Here is a 26,048-nt window from a genome sequence, read left to right as displayed (position 1 = left end):
TCATGGAACTGGAACGCGTTGCCGGGCTGCTGCCCGATGTAGTCCTGCAAATAGCCGACCTCATCGGCTTTTCGGCAACCGCCCAGCTTTTAAATAAGTTTGGCGGTACGACGTTCCCGATTGGCAAAGGTATGAAAGCGCTAGGCGCACAGCGTGCAGAACTGTTACGAGAAACGATTGGCAAAGACAAAGCAGCGTTGCTGGTCAAAAACTTTGGTGGTGAAATCCTCTATCTGCCACGCTGTGATCGCGCCCTGAGAGCGTTGCGTAATGAGCGCTTTCTGTCTGAGTTTGCTGCGTTACGCGATGGCGGCAGCTCTGGTCTGATGGCGATGACGGTACTTTGTCCCAAGTACGGCTTTTCTGACCAGTTCGCATGGGAACTGGTGTGGGAGAGCAAGAACACAGTAACGCATTCACAGCAATCATTGTTTTTATAAGGTAACACGGATATGACCGAACAAAACAAAATCCCAGAAAAAATATTAGAGAATTTGCGACCATACAAACAATTCAAACCAGTAACATGCTTGAAATGCGGCTACAGCGGTCATATGGGTGTTAAAGGAAATATAGTGCGTGGTACGTATCGTGGTGGTTTATTGCGATAGCGCTCTTGGTATCAGCGCCATTTTCCATTTTGTTTCCTTCTGTACCCGTGATCTTTGGAGTAATTTTTGCGATAGCGCGTATATCGCTATGTAAGAAGCTGGTTATATGTCCAGACTGTAGTAGTGAATGGCACGTAAAACACTAAACTAACCCACTGAACCCCTTCCACTGATCACCGCCCCGCGTAATTCAATACTGACCACCTCACATATACGAGGTGGTTTCATGAACATTTTCAACAACAAAATCTTTCGTATCACCCGCCTTAAACGGCTGCTGGGCTGGCAGTTCATGGCTGTGTTGTTATTGGTGCTTATCGCCCTTGTCTCGCCGCAGCAACTTACCGTTGTTATCTATAAGATTTCACTTATCACCCTGGCTGCCGTGCTGGGGTATTGGCTCGATCGCTCGTTGTTCCCCAAGGCCACGCCGGGGCAATACCTGGAGCACTCGCCTGACCTGATGCAATCCGGCCTCTATCCGGTTAAACCGGGCTGTGATCGGGTATTTGCGGCGGCGCTTATTCGCCGTGCGATTATCGTTGCCGCCGTCTGCCTGGCTGTGGCGATGGGGTTGTGATCATGGGCTGGCCGCAGATCACCTGGATAGTGCTGGCGTCGCTTATTTTGGGCATGACGTTGATGTTACACGGTCAACCAAGCACCGACAGGCATAACTTCTGGTGGAAGTTGTTCGATGCATTGGTCACTACTGGTGTGCTGTGGGCTGGCGGCTTTTTTGGTCATGCGAACGCCGCCCAGCCACCGGCTGCGGCACAGGCTTTCCGTAGTGATGTTATCCGCAGTGCGCGTCTGGATTGGGGTATCGATGCCCCGATTGCCGATTTTGCCGCTCAGTTTCACCAGGAGAGCGGCTGGAACCTTCGCGCCGTCTCCCCGGTGGGGGCGCAGGGGCTGGCGCAGTTTATGCCCTCAACATCTGAATGGTTCAGCCGTCTCATACCTGAATTATCCTCCAATCAACCTTTCAATCCTGCATGAGCCATTCGCGCCTTAACACGCTATGACCGCTGGCTATGGGAGCGAGTCAGCGCACGCGGCGATTGTGAGCGTATGGCGATGACGCTGTCAGCCTACAACGGCGGGTTGGGCTGGGTGCAGCGCGATCAAACACTGGCGGCACAGCGTGGATTAGACCGTCAGCGCTGGTTTGGTCATGTCGCCACCGTCAATGCCGGACGTGCTGCGACCAACTGGCGCGAGAATCGCCATTATCCGCAGCGCATTCTGTATGAACTGGCCCCGCGTTACCTGACATGGGGAGGCCGTAGCTTAACGCTATTTAAAACCTACTGGCCGCACTTGCTGATACTCGCCGCCGTCGCCGCGTTCGGCTACAAGTTCGGGCATAGCGCGGGAGAACACGCCAAGCAAACCGATCTGCGAGCGACTATCAAAACCTTGCGGGATAGCAGCGATAAGAAAACCGCGCAGATTCTGGATTATGAGCGGGACAAGCGCCTGGCTGCCGAGCAATACGCCGCCGCGTTGCAAAAAGCCCTGGCGGACACGGCTGCACAGCGAGCACGCGCAGACAAACTCGCCGCCGAACTGCTGCAAACCCAAACTGAACTTTCACAGGCCAATGAAGAGCGTAAAAAGGACATCCCCCATGCGATTAAAAATGATGGTCATGCTTTTACCGGCATTGGCCCTGACAGCCTGCGCCTCTAACGCGCCAACCTCGGCTATACCGATAACGGCTTGTCCGGCACCGGACAAGCCCCCGGCGGAGCTGCTTTATATTCCGCCTATGCCACCCGCACCCGAGGAGGACTCTCCCCAACCGGACTCCTCAACCACAGTGGCGACTACGGCGAATGGTGCCTGACGCTACGCGGCAAGCTTGAGCAACTCAACAAGTTTTATAACGACGATAAGGAGCGCAGCAAGTGAGCCCCGAATGGACGCTCGGTGGCGCAATGACGTTGATCTCGATGCTGTTTGGCCTGGTGGTGCGCGGCCTTAGCGAGACACTGAAATCACTGCGGGCTGACGTCGAGCGCATCAAGAATGATTACCAGCGGCGTGATGACGCCCTGCGCAACCATGAATCACTGATGGATACGTTACGTGATTTGAAAAGCTCGATTGAGCGCATTGATAACAAACTGGACAGGAAAGCAGATAAATGAAGGCAAGGCAAAAACGCCGTGTGCGCCGCATCAGTGCGGTAGTGGAAGGCATCGATACCCAACCCTGAATAGAATTAAAAACCGTCTGGCGGCGCTACAGGCTCAGACATTTCCGGCGGCTGACCTGTCGATGATCTCCGGTCAGCTTGATCATATTGAGCATCGCATGGACAGCATCGAAGCCGCCGCCGTTCGCCAGGGCGCGATTGCCGGTGGCGTCGCGGGCGGGCTTATCACCACCACGATTTTATTAATCAAAGCACAGATGGGGCTGTGATGGCGCACCCGCAGGAAATCCGCGACAAGCTGCGGCGGGCCTACATTTTCGGGCAGATGTCCCTTGAAATTGCCGCCGCGCAATCGGGCGTTGCGTTCGGAACGGCACGGCGCTGGAAGAAAGATGCGCAGGACGCGGGTGATGACTAGGATAAGTTGCGGGCGGCGCATGTGATGGCGGGCGGTGGCCTGGAGGATATTGGTCGCGCGGTATTAACCGGGCTGGTAACGCAGTACTAGACCACGCTTGAAATGCTTAACGGCGCAGCCGATATCTTACCGCGTGAGCGCGTCGAACTGCTGGCAAGCCTGGCGGATGCCTTTAACAAGGCGACGTCGGCGAGCAAGAAGATCCTGCCGGAAACCAGTGAGCTGTCTGTTGCGATTGAGGTTATCCAGTTGCTGTCAACGTTCATCCGTGAGCGGCACCCTAAACACTTGGAAGCGTTCGTCAGCATCCTTGATGGCTTTGGCGAGGAGATAGGGAAACGTTATGGCTGACAAATTAATTCGCATTAACAATGAAAACGCCGTAATGGCAAGTTAGATAACCCGTATAGAACGGGGCTGCCACGACGATGTTTTCGTCTGGGCTGATGGCGTAAAACACCATCTGTTACCGGGCTACGGCGAAGCCTGCTATCAGGCCGAGACGCGCATTATCAATGAGATTAACGCGGCATTAAGTGGGGATTAAATGGCGCGTTAATCCAACAAACTCACCGCCAAAGACTTTGCCAAAGAACTGGAGGAGCTGGCGGCAACGCTACGCCGGACGATTGAAGCCGAATGTGTTGGTTTTGACCCGTCTGCGGCGGCCATAGCTGAACGACGCGCACGCGTATTCGACCCGGTCAGCGGGTATGACTATTTTGTCGAACATTACTTCCCGCACTATGTGCGCCACAAAGACAAGAGCGAGCTGCATAAGTACCTGTTTACGCGCTTGCCGGAAATTATCGCCAGCACCAAAGGCGAAAATGATGCAATAGCCGCACCGCGTGGCGAGGCAAAATCAACGCTGGTCAGTCAGTTGTTCTAGCTGTGGTGCATCATCTGTGGCTTCAAGCATTACCTGGTCATCGTGATGGACTACATTGATCAGGCTTACCCGATGTTGGAAGCCATCAAGGCCGAGTTGGCGTTTAACCCCCGCATTGACATGGATTTCCCCGAAGTTGCAGGTGGTGGCCGTGTCTGGCAGGCCGGAACCATTGTCACACACAACGATATCAAGGTGCAGGTGGCGGGCAGCGGTAAAAAGCTGCGCGGTCTGCGCCACGGCCCGTACCGCCCTGATTTGGTGGTGCTGGATGATATCAAAAACGACGAGCAGGTGCGCAGCCCGGAACAGCGCGACAAGCTGGATAACTGGCTGGAAAAAACCATCCTGCCGCTCGGTGGCGCGGGTGCCAAGTTCGACGTTATCTATATCGGCACCATCCTGCATTACGATTCCGTCCTGTCGCGCACCCTGAAAAATCCGCTGTGGAAAGCAGCACGCTTTAAAGCGGTTACCAGTGGCCGGTCAACATGTCGTTGTGGGAGTAATGGGAGGAGATCCTGCGCAATAACGACAGTAACGGCGAATGGATGGCGAACGCGTTCTACCAGAGCTATAAGCTTGAAATGGACGAGGGCGCGGTGGTGTCATGGTCAGCCCGCCCAATATTGACGCTTATGTTGATCCGCGCCCGTGACGGTCACAGTACCTTTGATTCTGAGTACCAGAATGACCCGGTCAGTGGCGAAGATGCGCCTTTTGCCCACTGTATTACGTTCTGGGTAAACCGGCTTAATGAGTGGATCTTCTATGGCGCGTGTGACCCCAGCCTCGGCAAAGCTGGTGCCAGTCGTGACCCGTCCGCACTGATGGTCGGTGGTTTTAACCGCCACACCGGCATTCTGGATGTGGTCGAGGCGGCTATCCGTAAGCGCCTGCCCGACAAGATTATTTCTGATGTTATCGAATTACAGCGTATTTACGGCTGTCTGGTGTGGTCCGTTGAGGCTGTTCAGTTTCGGGAGTTCCTGCGCACCGAACTCGTAAAACGCAGCGCGGCGGCAGGCATCCTTGTGCCTGCACGCGCCGTCACTCCGCACAGCGATAAACTGTTGCGCATCGAGTCCTTGCAGCCACATATGGCAAACGGTCTGATACGGTTGCATCCCAGCCAGATAACGCTGATTGACCAGTTGCGACACTTACCGATGGCCGACCATGACGACGGCCAGGATACCTTACATATACTGTGGGCGCAGGCCGTGTCTGGATTTGGCGTATTTTCATTTACCACCGCTCCCCGTCATTCTGATTCTGATGACCGGGGTAGTCGTTTTGGCTCTGGAGGCTGGTAGTTTATGGCTCAAATTCTGGATCGGTTTGGTCGCCCGCTTAACCGCGAGGTACTCAAATCCCCGCAGACCGCGCGGGTCGCACAGATAACGCGGCATTTTCCCGAACATCCCTCACGCGGCCTGTCGATCCGTCGCCTGCCACGAATCCTTGAGGCCGCAGAGTGTGGCGACTTATCCGCCCAGGCGGATTTGTTTGAGGACATGATCGAGAAGGACGGGCATATCTTTTCCGAGATGTCGAAGCGCAAGAATGCCCCGCTGGGGCTGGACTGGAGTATCGAACCACCGCGCAACGCAACCGCCGAAGAGAAGAATCTCACGGCGATGCTCACCGAGTGGGTGGATGATATTGCCAATTTTGAAGACATTATATCAACGCAGCGGGAGCTATCGGCCACGGTTTCTCCGCTCAGGAAATCGAGCACTGGGAATTTGAGGAGAATATCTGGTTGCCCGACAGAATCACGCTGCGCCTGCATCGCTGGTTCTGTACTAACCCCGAGATTGATGACACGGTGCGCCTGTCAGATGGCAGCATGAACGGTGCCGAACTGTGGCCGTTCGGCTGGCTGGTGCATACCCACAATGCCAAATCGGGCTACGTGGCGCAGTCCGGGTTATACCGCGTGCTGGTCTGGCCGTATCTGTTCAAGAATTACAGCGTGCGTGATTTTGCCGAGTTTCTGGAAATTTACGGCTTGCCCGCCCGCGTCGGCAAGTACATGGAAGGGGCATCGGAAGAACAAAAAAAAACGCGCTATTGCACGCCCTGGTGACACTCGGCCACAACGCCGCCGGTATTATCCCGCAGGGTAGTGAAATCTCGTTTGAAGCCGCTGCCGCCGGGCAATTCGATCCGTTTATGGCGATGATCGACTGGTGCGAACGCACGGTATCAAAAGCGGTACTCGGGGGAACGCTCACCAGCCAGGCAGGCGGCAAAACCTCAACCAACGCCCAAGGGAACGTCCATAACGAAGTGCGCCACGACATTCTGGTCGCCGACGCAAAACAGTTGCACGGGTTCTTCCAGGGCATGATACACATGCTCTTATCCATTAACGGCTACCAGGTCAGCCGTCGCCGGTTGCCTAAGTTCGTTTTTGATACCAGCGAGCTGGAGGATATCGGTAAGTTCTCGACCGGCGTGTCTACGCTCGTCCAGGCCGGAATGAAATCCATCCCTCTGTCATGGGTACATAAAAAAGTCGGTATCCCTGTGCCGCAGAATAACGAGCCGGTGCTCGAAGGTGCGCCGACACCGGCACCGCTGGCCGGGTTATCCGTCTCCACGTACCGCGCCTTTGCGGCACTCAGCACGGTGCCAGGTGAAATCAGAGACCCGGCCCAGGAGGCATTGGACAGCGCCAGCTCAACGCCGGACGATGCGCTGGATATCAGCGCGGCCAGCTATCCCTTGCTCGATGACGCACAGCTCCAGCAGTTGCTGAAACAGGCGCTGTTTGTGGCGGATGTCAGGGGGCGACTGAATGCCGACAGCTAACCCCGGCAACGTCAATCTGGAGTATGCCATTGGTCTGAAACCCGAAGAAGCGATCCGCTATTTTGAGTCAAAAGGTTATGTGATCGACTTTAACTGGCATGATGTCGATGCCCGAGCACATGCCACCTCATTCACCGTCGCGGGGATCCTCAAGCAGAATATCCTGACCGATATCAATTCAGCCTTTAAAAAGCGGCTGGATGACGGTGGCACCCAACGCCAGTTTGACCAGCAGTTACTTCCCGTCCTTGCGCAAAAGGGCTGGCTGGGTACGGGACTGAAGGCCGATGAAGACGGTGTGCTTGAAGGGAAAAAGCTCACCCCGCGCCGTCTGCGCACCATCTTTGAAACCAATATGCAGGCGGCGTATAACGCGGGCCGGTACGAGGAGCAGCTCGCTAACGCAGATTTTCGTCCCTACTTGCAGCGCGTGGGGATCATGGATACCCACATCCGCCCAAGCCATGCCGCGTTACATGGCTACACCGCCAGGATTGATGATCCGGTCTGGCAGTTTATGTATCCGCCTGACGGTTATCACTGCCGTTGCCGCGTCCGTGCGTTATCTCAGGCCGATGTGGATAAACGCGGTGTGACCATCCAGCACAGCGAGATCGTCGAGGTCGAACAGGCGTGGGGGCCGAATGATTCACGCAGGGTTAGTGCGATTAAGTGGAATGGCCAGTTGTATACGCCGGATGCGGGTTTTGGTCACAACACCGGTCAGGGGTATCTTGCTGCCCTCGGTCAGCGGCTGCTTGAGCGCTCCGCCGTCGCCGAGCCGCAGTTGGCATCGCTGGCCGTTCGTCAGACGCTGGGTAACGAGACGCTGTTAAATGCCGTTTCAACCGACGTTAACGCATTCGTGAATAACACACTGCTGAACAAGCAGGCACTCGGCCAGCTCCGGCACGTCGGCGCACTGCCGCCGCAGGTGGTTGATCGGCTTTCCGATAAAGGGATGGCGGTGGAATCAGCGGTGATCACTTTGACCGATGAGAATCTGTTGCACGCCCTACGTGACAGCAAAGACGCACAGCTTCCTGAGTCGCTATGGCAGCGCCTGCCAGAGTTCATCCTGAACCCCAGAGCCATTCTCTATAACACGCAGAAAGCCGATGCGGCCTTAACCTATGTGCTTGATTTGCCTGATACGTTCGGCAAGCTGGTTGTGTTTATTGATCGTGAGCTAAAAGCCCGACCGCCGGGGGGTGGAAAAAAGAGCGGATAAAAACCAATCTGATACGAACAGGGAAAATCCTGGCGAATGATGAATCACTGAAAAACAGAGGGATTAACGAAGTGCTGTGGGGCAGTCTTGATTAGACGGTGGGATGAACAGCGCCGTACTCGAACCGGATCATGCTCAAACGCTCAAGGCGTAGCAGCAACCGTTACCCATTGGAAACAACTCTCCATCCACCGCACTTTCAGTATACACCGGGTAATTTATGGGCGGTAGCTACGAAATAAAATATGACATTAGCGACTTTGAGCGTGGCCTGGGCGAGCTGATTAACCGCCTGGAGCAGCGCCAGCCGCTGATGCGCGAACTGGCAGCGGCCATGCATGACGCGGTCGAGGAAAACTTTGCCCAGCAGGGACGCCCAGCCAGGGCGAGCTGGAGCCCCCGTTATGTCCGGACACGCCAGGGCGGTAAAATTCTGCAAAAGCGCGGGCGGCTTGTTAGCAGCATTAGCGAGTATCACGACAACGACAGTGCCACCGTCGGCACCAATGTGGTGTATGCGCGTATCCACCAGGAGGGCGGCACCATCACTATACCCGCCCGCAGCCAGCGGGCTTACTACAAGCAGCACAAAGATGGCAGCGTCGGCAATCGGTTCGTGAAGAAATCCAAATCCAATTTTTCGCAGTGGAATACCATCGGCGAGAACAAAATCACCATCCCCGCGTGCCCGTTTCTGCACCTGACCGAGTCGGATGTTGACGGTATGGAAAACACCGCGCAGAACTATCTGCAACGCGTCATCGACGGTTAACCCCTGGCTTTCATAAAAACGCCACAGGACAGATTTTGGGTGTCACGCCATACGCTAACGCCCCTTACACCGTTAAGGAGCTTACAACACGATTTAAACGGGGTTTAAAAGGGGTTACACCGATTGTCATAACCCCCCGTTTGGCGGGGCAAGATAAAAACAAGCCTCTTTATATACCCACTGAACCCCTTCCACTGATCACCTGTCGCTGCCGTTCGTACTCTGGCGACATGAAACTAAAACCGCTTGTCGCCGCCCTGTCGGCAGAAATCAATAAAGCCTCTCTCGGCGTCATCAAGTTGTTCCCCGCTGGTGAGTTCCGGGCGCGTGATGGCCGTCCCGCCGAGTGCGATGCCTGGATAATGACTGCCGAGGTGGCACAGGCATTGATCGCGGCAGCTAACGCACGGCAAACCCCTTACGTTATCGACTTTGAACACCAGACCCTGCGGGCAGCCAAGAACAGCTTGCCTGCGCCTGCGTCCGGGTGGTTCAAAACGCTGGGATGGCGTGAGGGTGACGGTCTGTTTGCGGTCGATGTTACCTGGACAGACAGCGCCGCGAAGATGATCGCCGAAGGTGCCTACCGTTTTATTTCCCAGGTTTTTTCCTACGACAAATCAGACCGCGTCTTGCAGCTCCTGCACGCCGCGCTTACCAACACCCCCGCTGTTGACGGCATGGATGAGGTCATGCTTGCCGCTGCCTTACTCCTGGCCGTCACACCATCAACCCAAAAGGACACTATGGACGAATTACTGGAGCGTCTGCGCTGGATGCTGAATTTGCCGATTACGGCAACAGCAGAAGACATTACCGCCGAGTTAAACAAACTGATTGATCAATTGGCCTCAGCGAGCGCCGGAACGGCTGCGGCATCTTTTCAGACGCTGTCTGCCACCCCGTTCAATCTGATTGAAAAACTGACGGTGGATGCTGCAAACGTTGCCGCGCTCACCGCGCAGATTGCCAACCCAGACCCGGTCAAATGGGTGTCGGTTGAGGTGATGCAGCAATCCGTCGCCCAGGCGCTGGAAACTGCAAACAGCAACGTCGCGGCACTGGCGCAGCAACAGAGTGCCAAGCTTATTACCGCCGCGCTCTCCGATGGCCGTTTGCTTCCGGCGCAAAAAGCCTGGGCGGAATCCCTGGCGCAATCCTCCCCGGACAGCCTGAAAACCTTCCTGGACAAAGCGCCCAAAATCGCCGCACTGACCACTAACCAGACCGGGGGGCCAGCCGCCCGCAGGCGTTAAACCTAAAACCGACACCAGCCCGGATGACGGCGAAGTGGATGTCACCATCTGCGCCATGATGGGCGTTGATCCGGCTGATGTGACAAAGTTCATAAAAGGAGAAAGCAATGAGTGATCGCAATACGCCTCACCGTGACGGGCTGCTGTTCCCCGTTACTGTCGCGGGGGCAACGGAGATTTTTGGCTGGCATATCATCGCCGCCAATGCGGGCGGGTATGCCGTTCCCGCGACAACCACTGCGGCACAAATAACCCTCGGCGTCAGTGACGGCTGGGTGGATAACCGTACGGGCGGAAATGGCAGCGTGTATGCATTGCTACGACGTGGTCGCGCATGGCAGTTTGCCAATCACGGCGTGGATGCGGTGACACAGGCTGACGTCGGCAAAGATTGTTATGTCGTTGACAGTCAGACCGTCGCTAAAACCAGCAATGCCGATGCCCGTCCGGTTGCCGGGAAGGTTCAGGCTGTCGGTAGCGATGGTGTCTGGGTTCTGATTTAAGGAGAAATGCCGTGTTAGTGAATGTAAAGAACGTCAAACAGATTTTCGTCAACCTGAAAACCACCTTTCAGAAAGCGTTTACCCAAACCACGTCTGACTGGACAAAGGTAGCGATGGCCGTGCCATCAACAGGTAAGGAAAACGATTATTCCTGGTTGTCGCGCTTTCCCAAAATGCGCGAATGGGTGGGCGACAAGGTCATTAAATCGCTGGCCGCGTTTAATTACACCATCCGTAACAAGGACTGGGAAGCCACCGTCAAAGTTGATCGCAATGATATCGATGACGATCAACTGACGGGCTACGCCATCCAAGCGCAGTCGGCGGGCCAGTCTGCCGCAGAGCTGCCCGCCGATATTGTGTTTGCGCTGGTCAGCGATGGCTTTACCAACCTGTGTTATGACGGCCAGCCGTTCTTTGATACTGACCATCCCGTCAAAGGGAAGTCTGTGTCGAACAAGGGCACGAAAAAGCTGTCCACTGCCAGTCTTGCCGCCGCACAGGCCAGTTATGGTGCAGCACGTAAAGCCCTGCGCAGCATGAAGGATGAGGAAGGTGCGTCGCTCAAAATTCTGCCTGGACTGCTGGTTGTTCCGCCCGCCCTGGAGGATGAGGCCAACTACCTGATGACCGCCGACCGCTTCCCGGATAACACACCGAACCAGTACAAAGGCACGGCGGAAGTGCTGGTCGTCCCCGAACTGAAAACCGATACCGAGTGGTTCCTGTTCAATATCAGCAAGCCGGTGAAACCCATTATTTACCAGGAGCGTAAAAAGCCGGATTTCGTCGAACAGACAGACTACAACAACGACAATGTCTTTATGCGTAAGAAGTTCCGTTTTGGTGCAGAAGTCCGCGCCAACGGCGGCTATGCGTTCTGGCAGATGGCCTATGGCTCCACCGGGGAGGCCGCATAATGCCGATCCAAATCACTGCCCGTACTGACGGTTTTCGTCGCTGTGGTATGGCGCACAGCGCCAAAACCCAGACCTACCCCGAAGGCCATTTCACCGCCGCAGAGCTGGCGATACTGGAGCGCGAGCCGCAGTTGATTGTTGTGCGTGTCAGCGCTGATGCTGCGGTCGATGGCGATAGTGCTGCCGCGCTGGCAACCGCACGCGAGCGTATTACCACGCTTGAAGCTGATGCGCTGACACGTGTTGAGCAGATGTCATCGCTCAACGAGCGCCTCGATGCCCTCACCGGTGAATGCCATGCGCTGAAAGAAAGCAACGCAGCGCTGACTGCCGAGCGTGATGCGATCCAGGCGCAGTTAGCAGCGACTGACACTGCGAAGGTGAAAAAATAATGTACGCGACCCGTGACGATATGGTGCACGCGTTTGGTGAGCTGGAGTGCGTCAAACTCACCGACCGCAGGTACACCGGGGATATCGATGATGGGGTGCTGTCTGGCGCGTTGACCCGCGCCAGTGCTGAAATCGACAGCTATCTTGTCGGTCGCTACCGGTGCCGTGGCCGGATACACCCGGTGTTCTGGTCGGGCGTTGCTGTGATATGGCCCGTTATTTCCTGTGTGGCGCGGGTGTGCAATCGACGGATCAAATCCGGGAGCGCTATGAAGATGCGGTGCGTTATCTGGAGCGCGTCGCCGACGGGAAAGTCTCGCTGGGCAAAATGCCTGACGGCCAGGTGATTCAGCAGACCAGCTCCGGCGCACGTTTTCAGTCATCGGGTCGCGCATTTGACCGGGACGCCACCGGGGGAGGTGCATTTTGATTATCCGCGATATTGAAAATGCCATGATCGCGCGTCTTAAAAAAAGCATGGGGCGCATGACCGCGAACGTGTGCTCCTACGGTGGCGAACTGGACGGCGAACCTGAAGAAGTTGCCCGTGCCATGCCTGTCGTATGGGTAACGTTTGGCGGTATCCAGAACACCAGAAATGCCAATATCGGCAAACGCAAGTATGAGGTTGTCGGGCGGTTCGTGGTGATCTTCGGTGAGCGCAGTGTCCGTAGCGAAGAAGCCTCACGCCACGGCGGCGCAAACCTCAATGAAGTGGGCACCTATCGCATGGTCAGTGCGGTGCGCTGGTTGTTATCCGGGCAAGACCTGGCCGAGTCTGGGTTGAAGGTCGATTTTCTGATGCCTGGCCGGGTGCGTTCGCTGTTTAACACCCGCCTGGAGCGCCAGGCGCTGTCGGTTTTCGCCTGCGAGTTCGACACCAAGTGGTTTGAAACCGCACTGGAGAACGGCAAATACCCGCTTGACGGCCCGTCAGCATTCCACCCGGACAGCATTTTTAACGGCTATCGCGGTGAAACCAGTCCCGATGATCCGGACTGGTTAAGCACCCGTTTGAACTATGACATCCCCCAGACCCCGGCCAACCCGGATGCAGAGGACATTATTCATCATGACAATCAAGGTTAAGGCAGCGCCAGGTATTCAGGTGCCGCAGGAAGATAACCCGCGCCACTATATCGGCCCGGATGAGGCCGTCACGGTGGCGCGTTCGGCTTACTACCTGCGCCAGGTACGTGCAGGTGACTTGCTGATTGTCCCCGACGATGAAGCCACTACGGCGGCAAAGAAAGGCAGGGTGGCAGAAATCACCGTTGACGATGAGGAGGTGAACCGTGGCAAGTCCTAACGTTGAGTTTTACCAAATCGGCAGCAGCATTCGCAAGCCAGGGAAATACTTTGGGTTTAATACCCGCCTGGCTGCGCGCACGTTGCCCGGCAATCGGCAAAACGTGTTGATGCTGGAAAGCGGAAGCGCAACACCGCTCCAGGCGGTCAATGTGTTCTCTGATGAAGAGGCCGCTACCCTGTTCGGACGTGGCTCGATGGCGCACCTTATGGCCGCCGAGGCGATTGGCTGTAACAACTATTTGCAGTTGCAGATTATCGGAATCGGCTATGATAGCGCAGCAACCGCCGCCAGCGGCAAAGTCACTGTCACCGGCACGGCAACGACCTCGGGGGCGCTCAGCCTGTGGGTGGGAACGGTGCGCGTTGATGTGGCGATTTCAGCTAACGACACGGCGGCCACTGTGGCCGCGGCTCTGAATACCGCCATTGCGCAAAAAACCGCGCTGCCGGTCACGTCAGCGGTGGCGGCAGGCGTTGTCACGCTGACGGCAAAAAACAAGGGGGTAGCGGGTAATGATATCAAGCTGAGTGCCGGTAGCACGGCCACCGGCATCACGGTGGCTGTGGCCGCGATGAGCGGTGGCGGTATTGACCCGGATATTGCGCCCGCCCTGGCGGCAGTGTTTGCTGCCGGTCATAACATCGTGGTCAGTCCTTACGCCACCTCGGCGGCGTTAACGGCCCTGCGCTCGCACCTGGACAACGTGAGCGACCCGCTGGAGCAGCGCGGTGCTATCGGCGTGGCCGGATGGCACAAATCCCTGTCCACCGTCACAACGCTGGCGGCCAGCATCAACAATGGTCGTATTACCGTGGGCTGGCATAACGGCTCGGTGAAAACATCGGCGCAGATTGCGGCGGCGTATGCCGCCGTTATCGCCAGCGAAGAAGACCCCGCCAGACCGTTAAACACGCTGGCAATGAGCACGCTGGACGTGACCGCGCTTGCGGATCGTCCGGGGTGTAATGAGCAGGAGAACGCCCTATATAACGGACTGACCCCGTTTGAAGTCGGCCCCGGTGATGCGGTGCAGATTGTCCGGGCAATCAGTACCTACACCAAGAACGCCGAGGGCGTTGATGATGTGTCACTGCTGGATATCACCGCCATTCGCACCCTCGACTATGTACGCAAGGCGTGTCGTGAGCGTATCGCGTTGCGTTTTCCGCGCGACAAGCTGAGTTCCCGCACCCCTGACCGGGTACGCAGCGAACTGCTGGACGTGCTCTACAAGCTCGAAGAACTGGAGATCATCGAAGAGGTGGACGCGAACAAAGCGGCGCTCATCATCGAGCGGGATTCGCAGGATAGCAACCGACTTAATGGCCGCATCCCGGCGGACGTGGTGAACGGGTTGCATATTTTCGCCGGTCGTATCGACCTGTTGTTGTAAGGAGTCCATAGCATGGCCTTAGAAGAGTATGTTGGCGCAATTATCCTCGAGATCAACGGACAGGAAATCGAGTGTACCGACCTGAAAGAAGACACGCAGACCGGGCGTAAACCGGTCAAGACGATGAACAAAACCGGGCGTTCGAAAGGATTTTCGCGCGGCATCCGGGAATATCAGGTCACGGTCTCGGTGGTGATCCCCTGAGCGGCGACCTGGACTGGTAGGGCATGGAGGGCGTGAAGATCACCCAGTACCCGCTCTCCGGCAGTGGAGGTGAAAAAGTGTCGTACCTGGATGCATACAGTACCCAGGTCGGTGCGCAGTATACGGTCGATAACGAAGGCAGGCGTGATATCACGTTTCAGGCACTGCGTCGGGTGGAGGAATAATGGTGAAGGAACAAGGTTCATTGCTGCATGGCGTCGAGCTGGACGGTAAACGTCATTTTGCGTTCAGCGTTCGTCTGCCGGTGGTGGGCGATACCATCGCGGCCCTGGAAGAAACCCAGGATGAGAAAGGCACCACGGACGGTGCCGCCGCAGGGATGCACTAACGCGTCGGGATTCTGGCGCGGGTGGTGGCGATTGAAGGTATCGATGCGGAGAACGTGACGACGGAGCTGCTGCTTAACCAGTTGTCCGACGAGGATTTTGACCTCATCGACGCGCAAATCTCAGCCCTTAAAAAAGCTGATGGAATCGAGAGCGCCCTCGCCGGATACCGCAGCGTCGTCCTCGCCCTCGGAAAATACGGCATCACCCGACAGCAAATAGAGGTAATGAGCCGTTCAGAACTGGACGGCTACATCCAGGCACTGGCTCGGCTGCACGGTAAAAACCCGTCAGCCGGAGACCAGACAACCCGCCGAGTGAAGTCAATGCGCCAGAAACGCCCCAGAAAACCCAACAAGAAAGGGAGAAGATAATCAATGGCCCGCAATCTTCAACTCGCCCTGACACTGGCCGCCCGCGATACCAGCTCAAAGGTGCTGCGCAAAGCGATGCAGGATGCAGTCGCGCAGACCAAAGCGGCGGAAAAAGCCGGTGACGAGTTGGCGAAATCCCAGCAGCAGAACAGCCAGCAAGGCATCCGTGCATCCCGCGCGTTGAGCGAGGAGTTTAAACGCGCCAACAGCGCCCGCTCCTCGCTCGGTATCCGTTCCGAGCGCGAGATCCAGCAGACCATCGCCGCGTACAGCCGTCTTACACATATGGGTGTTATGTCAGCCAGTGAGCAATCACGGGCATTCAGTGCGATGACAGACCGCGTCAGCCGGTTACGCACGGGGTTAAGCGGTGCCGCCCAATCCATGAGCCGCATGGACAAGCTACGTGCGGTTGGCGCTGGAGCGATGGCCGTTGCCGGAGGGGCTGCGGCCATGACGGCTGTTGTCACACAGCCGGTGCGTAACCAGATGGGTTATGGGCGTCGATTAGCGATGATGGTGAACACGGCCTACGCAGAGCAAGGTGTTGATGGCAGAAAGACTGGTATGGCAAGCATGGATGCCTTGATCCGTCGTTCAGTCAAAGAAGGTGGCGGGACGAAAGAATCCGCAGCGGATACGCTTGATGCATTGCTGGCTTCCGGCGCGGTCGATATGAAATCTGCCGACACTTTATTACCGCAACTGCAACGCTATTCAACTGCGGCCGGAGCCGCCCCCACAGATTTAGCCCAGATAGCCATCCGGTTAAAGCAAACATTTGGTATCGAGGATAAAGATGTCAGCAAGGCACTCAATATGGCTATTTCTGCGGGGCAAGCAGGTTCATTTGAACTGGCTGATATGGCGAAGTGGTTGCCACAACAGTTAGCAGCAGCCAGTAACAACGGGATGAAAGGCTTAAATGATTTTGCGGTACTGTTGGGACTTAATCAAAGTGCTGCAATAACAGCAGGGAGTAGCGATCAAGCGGGCAATAATGTTGCTAACCTTTTAGGAAAAATAACCAGTCAAGATGCTGCAAATGCAGCATCCAGAATAAAGATAAATGGAAAAGGCATCGATTTGCCAGAAAGTTTAGCCAATGCGCAAGGTAAAGGGATGAACTCCCTAGATGCTTTTGTTGCCATCGTAGACAAGATTGTTGCAACTAACCCGGCATATAAAAAACTCGATGCAAAGTTGGCTAAGGGTGATGGCCGACGTCAGATTATGTTGTCACAGGCTAAAATTCTGGAAGGCTCTGCCGTTGGACAGGTGATTACAGATAAGGAAGCGCTGTTGGCATTAATCGGTTATCGCAGTAATCGACAGTATGCCCGTGATGTTGTCAAGGGAGCGAATGAGCAGCGTAATCTAGAGGATGGGAAGACCGCCGGTGATATTAACTATCAGCTTATTGCCGGGACTAATGACTTCAAAGCCGAGCAGATGAAGAATACGGCTGATTTTGGGCAGGTAGATTCAATTAAACCACTTTCTGATGTGATCGCACGCCTGTCTGGTCTGTTGACTGGTTATGCAAATGAATACCCTGGGCTGACAACAGCTATTGCAGGGGCAACAATTGGTATCAAAGCTCTAGGGGCTGGTGCAGTCACTGCCGGTGGTGTTCTCGCTGCATGGAAATTACTCTCAAGTAACGGGATAAATCCGCCGCCGGTTCCTCCCGTTCAGCCAGGCACTAACGCACCGACCGTGACGCCCCCCCTTGGAACGCGTATGCCTAATATGTGGGGGCGATTAGGTCGTATCGCCGGAAAAGCCTTAGTCCCGCTTTCCGTCTATCAGGCGACTCAGGATGCACCGCTGGTACAGGTTGAGCGTGGTGATAAAGACGCTCGCCAGCGCCTGTCAACGAATCAGTATGCGAACGATACCGAGCGGCTACAGGATTCGATACGTGCGCAGCCTGGCGCACTGGATGCCTGGGACGAAATCAAAGCGTGGTGGAATAAACCGCGCGCTATAAATATCCCCAGGCCGGAAAGTTATGGGGTTCCCGGTTATGTCACTGCTGCCCCCGCAACGTTTCCACTACTGAACCAGAACACCGGCATTCGTCCGCCGCCCGTTCCTGGCGCGTCAGCGGATACTGGCGCGGGTATTCGCCCCGCACCGGTCGTTCGTGTCGAACCACTTACAGTATCAACCGATAAAAAGATGACAGCTCAACCTGGTGGAGCAAGCCAACCAGTATCGGCAATGGTCTGCCGCCTGCCGCGCTTGGTCTGCCGGACGTGATGCGTCCCGCTCCTGCACCGTCTCCGCTAAAACAACCAGAACGTCCGATCCAGGCAACTATCCGCCTTGAGGTGGATGACCGCGTACTTGCCGAAACCGTCAATGAAATTAACAGCCAGCAGGTCACGCGCGGTTCAAATGGAGCGTACCAATAATATCCTGGGAAGAGTCGTTACGGGATGCCTCTTACCGGGGCGTTAAATTTGATGTAATCAATGCCCGCGACAGTGCGCAGCGTGACATGGCCCAACACAAATACCACAACGTGGACGGCGCGGATATTCAGGATTTGGGCCTCAAGCCGCACAGCTCGCAGATCCAGGCGGTCATCTGGGGCGATGATTACGAGTCACGCCTCCAGTCGCTACTTGAGGCATTAAGAAAGCCCGGTGCCGCCGAGTTGATACACCCGATTTTTGGTTTAATGCCAAACATGCTGGTCGGCGTGCTCCAGGTCAATCATTATGCCGAGTATGTGGATTATTGCACGCTGGATATTCAGTTTGTGCAGTCAAAAACCGGCAACCAGTTTTTCGTCAAAGACTCCCCGTTATCTAAAGCCGACGAGATTTTTAACCAGGTACAGGCCGCGATAGACAGTGCCAATACCCTGATGGAGAATGTCACGCAGCCATTGCGCACGGCGCGTAAGATGATGAATAAGGTGCGTGGTCTGGCAACAGCCGCACTCAATATGACAACGATTTTCCGCAGTGACATAAGCGGGTTTATCAGCGGCACCACTGACTTTATCAATTCACCCTCGGCTTTTTTCAGTGACCTGCGCTCTGCGCTGTCGTTAAAAATGGGCGCGTCAAAAAGCTCGCTGCACACATCCTATGTCAACAGCGGCGGCAGTACCGTATTGTCCGGGGCGTCATCGTCCGGCGGCAACACATCCGGGGGCGGTTCATCGGGTGGCAACACATCCGGTAATACAACCGCGTCAGTAACCTCGGGCAGCGTATCAACGGCGGTCACTCAGCAGCAGATTGCCACCGCCAATTACACCGCCACCCCGCTGTTATCATGGCTGACTGGACGAGCGCCTATTCAGCGTTGCAGACCGTCCAGGCTATGCCGGTCAGTCTGGTGAGTGGGCGTATCGATACGCCGGTTGATATGCCTCAGAATTTGGTTGCCAGCGATATTGTCGAACTGATAACGATTGTCTCTGTGGCCGTGACACTGGAGGCCGTTGATGAAGCCAGCGCCATCCTCAGCGATAGTGCGCTGACGGCGGTATTAACACCGGTCGATATCGAGAAGATAGCCAACGAAACGCGGCAGATGATACAGGACGCCATCGATATCATCCGGACAACCTACGCACCGACGATGGATGATATCAGCAGCAGTGCACAGCCTCTGGGACTGTCGTATGAGCCGGTTATCAACCAACTGGCAACTGTCGCGGCGGCAGTGCAGACGCTGGCCGAAGCGGTGATCAACGAAAAACCCCAACTGATGCAGAAAACCGTCACTACCCCCGGCAACCTTCATCTCATGGCTCACCGCTGGTACGGGGACTATTCCCGCGCGGCAGAGCTGCAACGCCTCAACCCGCAATTACGTGACCCGAATAACCTGGCGATGGAGGACGTGCTGAATGCCTATGCAGAGTAATCTGGCCACTGATAATGCGGCAGTGTCCGTTATCATCAACGGTAAACAGCACGGCGACTGGTCACGCTACCAGATTGATTCCGACTTTCTGATCCCCGCTGATGCCTGGAGTGTCAGCCTGGGTCTGCCCGGGAACCCCCCGATGTGGTGCGCGGTGCGCCGGTCATAGTCAAGGTGGGTGATGATACCGTGCTGACCGGGCGTATTGACGGCGTTCGGCGCACCGTGGCGCGTGGCGGTGTTACCTTGTCGCTTTCCGGCTGGGACAATGCGGCGGTACTGGTCGATTGTGCCGCACCGATACTTACTGCCCGCCAGATGGAACTGCCTGATGTGGTAGCGCAAATCGTGCGCCAGCTGGGTATCACAAAGATCCGCATTGAGTCCGAGGGCACCCTTCGCAGTAACAAAATCAGTGCAGGGCCTGGCGAACGCGCCTGGGACATGCTGCTGCGTGCCTGTGCCGCGCGTGGCCTGTGGCCGTGGTTTGCCCCGGACGGGACGCTGGTCATCGGTGGCCTGGACTACACTAAACCCACGGTAGCCTCAGTCATCATGCGCATGGACGGTAAAGGCAATAACGTGCTGTCGTTGTCCGATGCCAGTTCGATAGACAAATCCTTTTCAGAGCTGGCGGTGTTAGCCCAAAGCCACGCGCACTCGTCCACGAAGCAATCCGCGATCATCGACGTGGTTGATGACGCAGACAGTGATATTGGACTGAGTACCGGCGTCGCCGAGACCGGCCAGCACGGTATGAAAGCGGTGGTAAAAGACCCGACGGTCAGTTACTACAGACCTCAGGTGATGGTCGTGGGTGATGCGGATAATCAGGAACAAATCAACTACCACGCCCGCAAGGCGCTGTCAGACGCGCGTTTATCCGGTTACAGCCTGACGGCAATTGTCCACGGACACCGCACCTCGGACGGTGTGTTATGGGAGCCAGGGCAGCGCATTCACGTTATCAGCGAGTATCACGGTATCGATGCGGTGTATTTCCTGATGGGACGCGAGTTTAACGGTGGGCGTCCGAACGGCACCACCACCACGCTCAGGCTCAAAGAAGACTGTGTCTGGATACCAGACGCCTATCCGAAGAAGAAAAACAGCGCAAGCGCAAAGGTAAAGGGGAGGCAGTCATTGTCGATGTGGCCTGATATTGAAAGGCGTATTAACGGGGTGTTAAACCGCATTCGCCTGGCGTTCCGAACCCGTTTAACGCGGGTAAACAGCAACGGCCCGTTGCAGACCTTCCAGGCTAAAGGGCTGGCCGGAGAGTCCCTGCAGGACAGTGAACTGTTTCAGCACTACGACTTTACCTCAAACCCGTTGCCGGGAACGATGGCAATCGTATTACCGCTGGGCGGGCTAACGTCGCACAGCATTGTGATTGCGACAGAGCACGCAACCTATCGCTTGCAGGCGCTCAAGCCGGGCGAAGTGGCGCTCTATACCGATGAAGGCGCCAGAATTGTGCTTAAATGCGGGCGTCTGATAGAAACGGACTGCGATGAGTTCCGGGTTAACTGCAAACAATTTGTTGTCAACGCCAAAGAAAAAGCCGATTTTAATACCCCGATGGTCACGGCCAGCGAGCAGGTTACGGCTCAGGGCAAAATCACCAGCAACGGTGGCCTGGCAATCAAAGGTGGCAACAGTGCCTCGTTTACGGGTAATGTCACGCAAACCGGCGGCAGCTATTCGACGGACGGCGATGTCATAGCAGGTAAGATTAGCCTGACGTACCACGGCCATGATGGCGACTCGGGCGGCAAGACTGGCCGGCAATCCCTCTTAACCACTGAACCCCTTCCTCTGCCTCTCTTGTGTCCATGCTGCATTCTGGCGGCATGGATAATTTACTGAGCCCGACAACCGGTGACTACACCGGAACGACGGCAACGACATTAGCCAATGCCGTTTATCTGCGCCTCGTGACCCCTTTGGGCTCATGGTGGGCAGACCACTTGTTGGGCTCCCGCCTGCACCTGCTGGCACGGGAAAAAGACGTTTCGCGCGTGTACAAACTGGCCCAGCAATACGCTGAGGAGGCGTTAAAGCAGCTGATTAATGATAAACGCGCCACGTCGGTTTCAGTCTCTGTCTCTGCCGGGAACCCCGGCTGGGCCATTCTGCTGATTGACGTTGTTGATGCTGCGGGGCAAAAGCAGGTCTTTAAACACCCGGTGAGGGTAAGCTGATGCCGCACATCCCCTCTTTAAGGAAACCCGCACCCGGATATTACGTGATATCCGTAACCTGTTACCCGACGCAGATACCGGCACGGACAGCGATTTTTATGTCCAGGCCTCCTCGGTTGCCAGCGTCATCACCGGTGTGTATCAGCACCAGGGGTGGATTGTACGGCAGATTTTCCCCGACACCGCCGATACCGAGTTCCTCGAGATGCACTGCCGGTTACGTGATATTTCACGTAAGGCTGCGACCACGTCCACCGGCACCATCACCGCAACCGGCAATATGGGTGCGCCTGCAACGGCAGGGCTGGTTATCAATGTTGGTAGTCTGTCCTACACGACAACGGCGGCGGGAAAAGTCGGCGCGGATGGCGCGGTGGTTATTCCTGTCATTGCCTCTGCCAGCGGTGCCGCAGGCAACACGACGGCCACAGCGGTAGGGACATTCGCCAGCGCAGCGCGCTGTTTGGTTTTGACAGCACCGTTACGGTCAGTGTGATGGCGGGCGGAACCGACAGGGGGACGGATGCTGAAATGCTGGCCCGTCTGCTTGAGCTGATCAGGCGTCCGCCCGCCTGAGGCAATAAATATGACTATAAACGCTGGGCGCAAAGTGTGGCTGGTGTGGCCTCGGCCTATGTCTATCCGTTGCGTCGCTGGCTGGGGACGGTGGATGTGGTGATCACCTCAGCGGATGGCCTGCCGTCTGCCGACATCATTAGCGCGGTGCGGACGTATATTGATGACGTCCGTCCTGTGACCGCAAAAAATACAATGGTACTCGGCACCACGGTTAAAACTATCGATATTACCGTCTGGGTTTTATTAAATGGTATTTCGCTGGCTGATGCCACCGCCGCCATTATTACCGCGCTGACGGATTATATCAAAACACTGGCTCCCGGCGACCCGTTTATCCGCAGCCAGGCAGAAATGATTATTTCGCAGGTGTCTGGGGTGGTTGATCGCAATATCACACTTCCGGCAGTCAACGTCTATTCGGTAACGGATGAAAATAAGATTGAATGGATGCGCGCCGGAAATATTGAGGTGGTGGCCCTGTGAGTGATACAAAAACGCTTCTGGGTCGCTACTTCCACCCGTGTCTACGACACGACACAGCCGCTTATTGCCGCTGAATAGATGCGGGGGGTGCCTCTCTTGATGTTGTACAGCGACTGTCAGACCGTGTTCTGGGAGCTGTCACGCCGGTTGATGCACAAAGCCTGCTGACCGACTGGGAGCGCATCCTCGATATTACGCCGACGGCAGACAGCAATTATCAGCAGCGCCTGGAAAATGTGTTATTCAAGCTGACTGAAACCGGTGGGCTCAGTATTCCCTATTTTACCCGTCTTGCAAGTCGTCTCGGCTATACCATCGCGATTGATGAATTACGCCCCTTTCGTACTGGTGTCAGCCGGTGCGGTGAATCAATGATTCACCATGATGTGATCTGGGCATGGCGCGTCAATATCGTGGGGATTCAGGTAAAACAATACGTCTTCAGGACAGGATTATCGGCGGTGGGTGAGCGGTTATTGTCGTTCGGTGACGCGGTTATTGAGACGGTATTCAATGACCTGAAACCCGCTCACACATTTTGTTATTTTTCGTATCAGGAACGTTAATCATGCAAAATCAGATGCCTCCCATTCAGTCGCCTGATAATACATTTCATGACGGTAATCCATTAACGGGAGAGCTGGGAACGATTGTCACGGCGTTATTTATGAATAACGTCCAATCCGCAATTAGAAATGCGCAGGCTGAAATTCTTGCCGTCCTGGCCGATGCAGGTGTTTCAGTCGATCCGGCTAAAAGCGATCAATTACTGACTGCGCTGAAAAAGAATTATGTCCTCCAGACGCGTAAAGTAAACAACAAAGCATTAAGCGCTGATATCACGCTGGGCGCGGGGGATGTTGGTGCATACACCAAAGACGAAACTAACACTGCATTAGGTACGAAACTAGATACCTCCAAGGTACAGAAGTCACCAGACGACACAACTGCCAGTGCATTGGTTATCAATGGTGGTCATGGTCTGGGGGCTAACGCCTGTCCTCGTGCTGCTGGTGCTACTGGAGGTGTTGCCGGGTGTGGGTTCTTTAGCTACACAGCCAACCATGCGGATAACCCCTTTGGTGGTACAGGTGCGTCGGGGCTTCATGTACAAGAGTCCGCAACATATGGTTGGGATTTGCTGGGGCACAATGGTGGCGGCGTTGATTTCAGATTGCGACAGATATCGAACGGTGTTGCAATTGAATGGTCTACACTATGAACAAGTGCAAATCTGAATCCAGCACTAGACAACCAGACGACATTATCTATCACCTCCGCCGCTACTGTGCATACATGGGCACAGGCTAACTCCTCCCGTTCATTTCGAAATGACGGAATAAATACCGACGCATCAACTATTCGCTTTGGCTCAGGGGTGTTTACAAAGGTTAACGGCACTTACTCTATCCTAACTGCTGGTCCATCAGCCTCTGTATCTAACGTTAAAATTCAGGCCGGTGATTCAAATGGATATGTGAATTATGACGTTGCAACGCTTAATACCGTACAAACTGTTACTGCGATAAAAACGCATACAGCAAACATCGTAACGGCAAACGCCGTAGGTGTTCGCGGGACGTATACGGATGGGGCTATAAGAAACCTGGTTCACATCAATGCTCAGAATATCGTGCATGTGGGGGATGCGTTAGCGCCTACATTGTTACACGGTAGCTTGATGCCACAAGTTCAGGTTGGTGCGGGTGCTACCTATTCCATTGCAGATACTGGCACTGACCAAATAATTACCGGAAAGAAAATCTTTAATAGAAGCTCTGAGGCTTTTCAAATTAAGCCTTTAGAGGATAACCAATCCTGTTTTATTCGGGGCCAAAAAGCAGATAACACTGTTCATTGGTATATAAGGATAAGGGGCGGCGGATTTCGGTGCTATTTTCGCCAACCAACATTCGACGGCAAATAATTCAATTACGCTCAGAGAAGATGGACATATTTACCTGTATGTAGCGAATAATAAATCCATTAGTGCATCAATTGGCGGCGTTGTTGGGCGGGTTTTATCTCAAGGTCATAACGCCGTAGCCGACTCAAACGGCTTATGGAAAACACCTGATAGCCACACATTAACACCCACTTCAATAGGCGCATTGTCGGTCGATGAATTTGCGGGTATTCCGCTGCCGTTCCCTGGTGCCGTTACACCTGCTGGTTTTCTGAAATGCAACGGACAGGTTTTTAACAAAACGACTTATCCCATTCTTGCCGCACGTTGCTGTCTGGACAGGTAGATGCGATTAGAAATATCACCGGGAAGTTTGCAAATAATGGTTTGGCTTGGGGAGAGGGCTCTTCATCGTCGGTGTGGGAAGGCGCATTTACTAGATTAGAGGGCTATATCCCATCTAATAATAATCTTGGGGGCGTTGGGTGTCAGTATACATTCGATGCATCGAAGGTCGTACCCACCGCAACTGAAAACCGTCCGCGTAACATCGCCTTTAACTACATAGTGAGAGCAGCATAATGAGCAACTATTCCACAAATATTGAAACTGCCGAATTAGGCGAAAATGGCCTTAGCAAAAAGGCCGGATGGATCACCGTCTACCATGTGAACTCGAACACTGGCGAATACCAAAGCGCCAGCATGGAATACCTCATGCTCGGCGTGGGTCTCCCAGCCTACAGTTACCCTGATGAACCAGAGCTACCCCCAGTCGGACAGGCGTTATTGCGCACTCCTGACGGTTCAGGCTGGGAGCATGTGCCGGACTATCGTGGTAAACGGCCTATAACACCGAGACGCGAGAAGCCTCGCTTATCACCACAATCGGTGAATTGACAGAAGGATTTACGCTACTTGAACCGGCAACTGAATTTGATGCCTGGGACGGGGAAAAGTGGGTGACAGACTCGCAAGCCAAGCAAGCGGCAGAATTACAAGCTGCGCAGCAGGCAGCACAACAGGAATTAACCTCACGCCTTACCGTGGCGAATGCCCGTATTCAAACGCTGAGTGATGCGGTTGTTCTGGATATGGCGACGAAAGAAGAGAAAGCCGCATTAACGGACTGGAAAACCTATCGGGTGATGTTGAATCGTATTGATGTCAGTACCGCGCCTGATATCGAGTGGCCGGAACAGCCACAATAATAATCGCTACATCTTCCCGCCCGCCACACTCGGCGGGCTTTCTCTTGAATATGCCACATAGCTAACCCCGCGAATCATTCTACATAATGCAAAAAACGTACTTTTTGAAGTAATTTTGTATGCAAAATGATATGCAACTCTATGCGAAAAAATTCGCCGCGTTACA

Annotated in this window: 29 protein-coding genes and 8 pseudogenes; all 37 read left to right on the top strand. The window is 55.0% G+C overall.

Annotated features, from left to right (window positions below):
• Window positions 1-2 precede the first annotated feature (2 nt).
• The 37 genes and pseudogenes from JZM30_RS23350 to JZM30_RS24935 all read left to right on the top strand — a co-directional run bounded on the left by JZM30_RS23350 (window position 3) and on the right by JZM30_RS24935 (window position 25,882).
• Window positions 3-440: a Mor transcription activator family protein gene (locus tag JZM30_RS23350; RefSeq protein ID WP_252321513.1), complete on the top strand. Its 438-nt coding sequence runs from the start codon at window positions 3-5 to the stop codon at window positions 438-440.
• A gap of 397 nt (window positions 441-837) precedes the next feature.
• Entirely contained in the window at window positions 838-1,191 is a 354-nt protein-coding gene (locus JZM30_RS23345; protein WP_438801547.1) for a putative holin, read from the top strand.
• 2 nt (window positions 1,192-1,193) lie between these two features.
• A pseudogene (locus tag JZM30_RS23340) lies at window positions 1,194-1,904 on the top strand (transglycosylase SLT domain-containing protein); the annotation flags it as partial.
• Between the two features lie 620 nt (window positions 1,905-2,524).
• Window positions 2,525-2,767: a hypothetical protein gene (locus JZM30_RS23335; protein WP_252321512.1), complete on the top strand. Its 243-nt coding sequence runs from the start codon at window positions 2,525-2,527 to the stop codon at window positions 2,765-2,767.
• Complete coding sequence (locus JZM30_RS23330) at window positions 2,733-3,044, top strand: hypothetical protein (RefSeq protein WP_252321511.1); 312 nt, start codon at window positions 2,733-2,735, stop codon at window positions 3,042-3,044. The genes JZM30_RS23335 and JZM30_RS23330 overlap by 35 nt, the downstream gene beginning before the upstream one ends.
• Window positions 3,044-3,544, top strand: a pseudogene (locus tag JZM30_RS23325) (DUF1804 family protein). Before JZM30_RS23330 ends, JZM30_RS23325 begins: the two are co-directional and overlap by 1 nt.
• Before the next feature lie 244 nt (window positions 3,545-3,788).
• Window positions 3,789-5,401 (top strand): annotated as a pseudogene (terL, locus tag JZM30_RS23320) (phage terminase large subunit).
• A 3-nt stretch (window positions 5,402-5,404) separates the two neighbouring features.
• Window positions 5,405-6,905 (top strand): annotated as a pseudogene (locus JZM30_RS23315) (DUF935 domain-containing protein).
• On the top strand, window positions 6,892-8,136 hold the full coding sequence (locus tag JZM30_RS23310; RefSeq protein ID WP_252321510.1) for a phage head morphogenesis protein: 1,245 nt from the start codon (window positions 6,892-6,894) through the stop codon (window positions 8,134-8,136). Before JZM30_RS23315 ends, JZM30_RS23310 begins: the two are co-directional and overlap by 14 nt.
• Before the next feature lie 220 nt (window positions 8,137-8,356).
• A complete protein-coding gene (locus tag JZM30_RS23305; protein ID WP_252321509.1) occupies window positions 8,357-8,908 on the top strand; it encodes a phage virion morphogenesis protein in 552 nt (183 codons plus the stop codon).
• Window positions 8,909-9,138: 230 nt separating this feature from the next.
• Window positions 9,139-10,279: pseudogene (locus JZM30_RS23300) on the top strand (phage protease).
• Window positions 10,272-10,667, top strand: a complete 396-nt coding sequence (locus tag JZM30_RS23295; RefSeq protein ID WP_252321508.1) for a hypothetical protein — start codon at window positions 10,272-10,274, stop codon at window positions 10,665-10,667. Before JZM30_RS23300 ends, JZM30_RS23295 begins: the two are co-directional and overlap by 8 nt.
• Window positions 10,668-10,678: 11 nt before the next feature.
• The gene (locus JZM30_RS23290; RefSeq protein WP_252321507.1) at window positions 10,679-11,587 is read left to right on the top strand and encodes a Mu-like prophage major head subunit gpT family protein; all 909 of its coding nucleotides are present in this window, start codon (window positions 10,679-10,681) and stop codon (window positions 11,585-11,587) included.
• Complete coding sequence (locus JZM30_RS23285; RefSeq protein WP_252321506.1) at window positions 11,587-11,979, top strand: HI1506-related protein; 393 nt, start codon at window positions 11,587-11,589, stop codon at window positions 11,977-11,979. Before JZM30_RS23290 ends, JZM30_RS23285 begins: the two co-directional genes overlap by 1 nt.
• A pseudogene (locus JZM30_RS24505) lies at window positions 11,979-12,409 on the top strand (gp436 family protein). Before JZM30_RS23285 ends, JZM30_RS24505 begins: the two are co-directional and overlap by 1 nt.
• Window positions 12,406-13,068, top strand: coding sequence for a DUF1834 family protein (locus JZM30_RS23275; protein ID WP_252321505.1), 663 nt, complete (start codon window positions 12,406-12,408; stop codon window positions 13,066-13,068). Before JZM30_RS24505 ends, JZM30_RS23275 begins: the two are co-directional and overlap by 4 nt.
• Window positions 13,052-13,288, top strand: coding sequence for a DUF2635 domain-containing protein (locus JZM30_RS23270; RefSeq protein ID WP_252321504.1), 237 nt, complete (start codon window positions 13,052-13,054; stop codon window positions 13,286-13,288). The genes JZM30_RS23275 and JZM30_RS23270 overlap by 17 nt, the downstream gene beginning before the upstream one ends.
• Window positions 13,275-14,684 carry a phage tail sheath C-terminal domain-containing protein gene (locus JZM30_RS23265; RefSeq protein WP_252321503.1) on the top strand — a complete coding sequence of 470 codons (1,410 nt, stop codon included), beginning with the start codon at window positions 13,275-13,277 and terminating at the stop codon, window positions 14,682-14,684. The genes JZM30_RS23270 and JZM30_RS23265 overlap by 14 nt, the downstream gene beginning before the upstream one ends.
• 12 nt (window positions 14,685-14,696) lie before the next feature.
• A complete protein-coding gene (locus JZM30_RS23260; RefSeq protein ID WP_252321502.1) occupies window positions 14,697-14,888 on the top strand; it encodes a hypothetical protein in 192 nt (63 codons plus the stop codon).
• A 32-nt stretch (window positions 14,889-14,920) separates the two neighbouring features.
• Window positions 14,921-15,073 (top strand): hypothetical protein, encoded by a 153-nt coding sequence (locus JZM30_RS23255; protein WP_252321501.1) that lies wholly within the window; start codon window positions 14,921-14,923, stop codon window positions 15,071-15,073.
• Window positions 15,073-15,237 carry a hypothetical protein gene (locus JZM30_RS23250; protein WP_252321500.1) on the top strand — a complete coding sequence of 55 codons (165 nt, stop codon included), beginning with the start codon at window positions 15,073-15,075 and terminating at the stop codon, window positions 15,235-15,237. Before JZM30_RS23255 ends, JZM30_RS23250 begins: the two co-directional genes overlap by 1 nt.
• Before the next feature lie 24 nt (window positions 15,238-15,261).
• Window positions 15,262-15,609 carry a hypothetical protein gene (locus JZM30_RS23245; RefSeq protein WP_252321499.1) on the top strand — a complete coding sequence of 116 codons (348 nt, stop codon included), beginning with the start codon at window positions 15,262-15,264 and terminating at the stop codon, window positions 15,607-15,609.
• 3 nt (window positions 15,610-15,612) lie between these two features.
• Window positions 15,613-17,874, top strand: coding sequence for a phage tail tape measure protein (locus tag JZM30_RS23240; RefSeq protein ID WP_252321498.1), 2,262 nt, complete (start codon window positions 15,613-15,615; stop codon window positions 17,872-17,874).
• Between the two features lie 151 nt (window positions 17,875-18,025).
• Window positions 18,026-18,970 (top strand): DNA circularization protein, encoded by a 945-nt coding sequence (locus tag JZM30_RS23235; RefSeq protein ID WP_308167219.1) that lies wholly within the window; start codon window positions 18,026-18,028, stop codon window positions 18,968-18,970.
• Window positions 18,904-19,500, top strand: a complete 597-nt coding sequence (locus tag JZM30_RS23230; protein ID WP_252321497.1) for a hypothetical protein — start codon at window positions 18,904-18,906, stop codon at window positions 19,498-19,500. Before JZM30_RS23235 ends, JZM30_RS23230 begins: the two co-directional genes overlap by 67 nt.
• Window positions 19,484-19,669 (top strand): phage baseplate assembly protein, encoded by a 186-nt coding sequence (locus tag JZM30_RS23225; RefSeq protein WP_252321496.1) that lies wholly within the window; start codon window positions 19,484-19,486, stop codon window positions 19,667-19,669. The genes JZM30_RS23230 and JZM30_RS23225 overlap by 17 nt, the downstream gene beginning before the upstream one ends.
• Window positions 19,645-20,517, top strand: a pseudogene (locus JZM30_RS24950) (phage tail protein); the annotation flags it as partial. The gene JZM30_RS23225 and the pseudogene JZM30_RS24950, both read left to right, overlap by 25 nt.
• 132 nt (window positions 20,518-20,649) lie before the next feature.
• A pseudogene (locus JZM30_RS24945) lies at window positions 20,650-21,282 on the top strand (phage baseplate assembly protein V); the annotation flags it as partial.
• Window positions 21,283-21,353: 71 nt separating this feature from the next.
• Entirely contained in the window at window positions 21,354-21,704 is a 351-nt protein-coding gene (locus JZM30_RS23215) for a phage GP46 family protein (protein WP_252321494.1), read from the top strand.
• Between the two features lie 136 nt (window positions 21,705-21,840).
• The gene (locus JZM30_RS24150; protein ID WP_308167215.1) at window positions 21,841-22,200 is read left to right on the top strand and encodes a baseplate J/gp47 family protein; all 360 of its coding nucleotides are present in this window, start codon (window positions 21,841-21,843) and stop codon (window positions 22,198-22,200) included.
• A gap of 116 nt (window positions 22,201-22,316) precedes the next feature.
• Window positions 22,317-22,766, top strand: a complete 450-nt coding sequence (locus tag JZM30_RS24145) for a baseplate J/gp47 family protein (RefSeq protein ID WP_308167214.1) — start codon at window positions 22,317-22,319, stop codon at window positions 22,764-22,766.
• A 74-nt stretch (window positions 22,767-22,840) separates the two neighbouring features.
• Window positions 22,841-23,332, top strand: a complete 492-nt coding sequence (locus JZM30_RS23205; protein ID WP_308167218.1) for a YmfQ family protein — start codon at window positions 22,841-22,843, stop codon at window positions 23,330-23,332.
• A gap of 2 nt (window positions 23,333-23,334) precedes the next feature.
• Window positions 23,335-23,988, top strand: a complete 654-nt coding sequence (locus tag JZM30_RS23200) for a hypothetical protein (protein ID WP_252321493.1) — start codon at window positions 23,335-23,337, stop codon at window positions 23,986-23,988.
• A 66-nt stretch (window positions 23,989-24,054) separates the two neighbouring features.
• Window positions 24,055-24,693, top strand: coding sequence for a hypothetical protein (locus JZM30_RS23195; protein WP_252321492.1), 639 nt, complete (start codon window positions 24,055-24,057; stop codon window positions 24,691-24,693).
• Window positions 24,694-24,877: 184 nt separating this feature from the next.
• Complete coding sequence (locus JZM30_RS24500; RefSeq protein WP_291830939.1) at window positions 24,878-25,018, top strand: phage tail protein; 141 nt, start codon at window positions 24,878-24,880, stop codon at window positions 25,016-25,018.
• A gap of 235 nt (window positions 25,019-25,253) precedes the next feature.
• Window positions 25,254-25,571: a hypothetical protein gene (locus JZM30_RS24940; protein WP_438801546.1), complete on the top strand. Its 318-nt coding sequence runs from the start codon at window positions 25,254-25,256 to the stop codon at window positions 25,569-25,571.
• Window positions 25,568-25,882: a tail fiber assembly protein gene (locus JZM30_RS24935; protein ID WP_438801545.1), complete on the top strand. Its 315-nt coding sequence runs from the start codon at window positions 25,568-25,570 to the stop codon at window positions 25,880-25,882. The genes JZM30_RS24940 and JZM30_RS24935 overlap by 4 nt, the downstream gene beginning before the upstream one ends.
• The last annotated feature ends 166 nt before the right edge of the window (window positions 25,883-26,048 follow it).

The sequence above is a fragment of the Candidatus Symbiopectobacterium endolongispinus genome (assembly GCF_018777385.1).
Classification (GTDB): Bacteria; Pseudomonadota; Gammaproteobacteria; order Enterobacterales; family Enterobacteriaceae; genus Symbiopectobacterium; species Symbiopectobacterium endolongispinus.
This window is presented reverse-complemented; position numbering and strand designations above follow the sequence as displayed.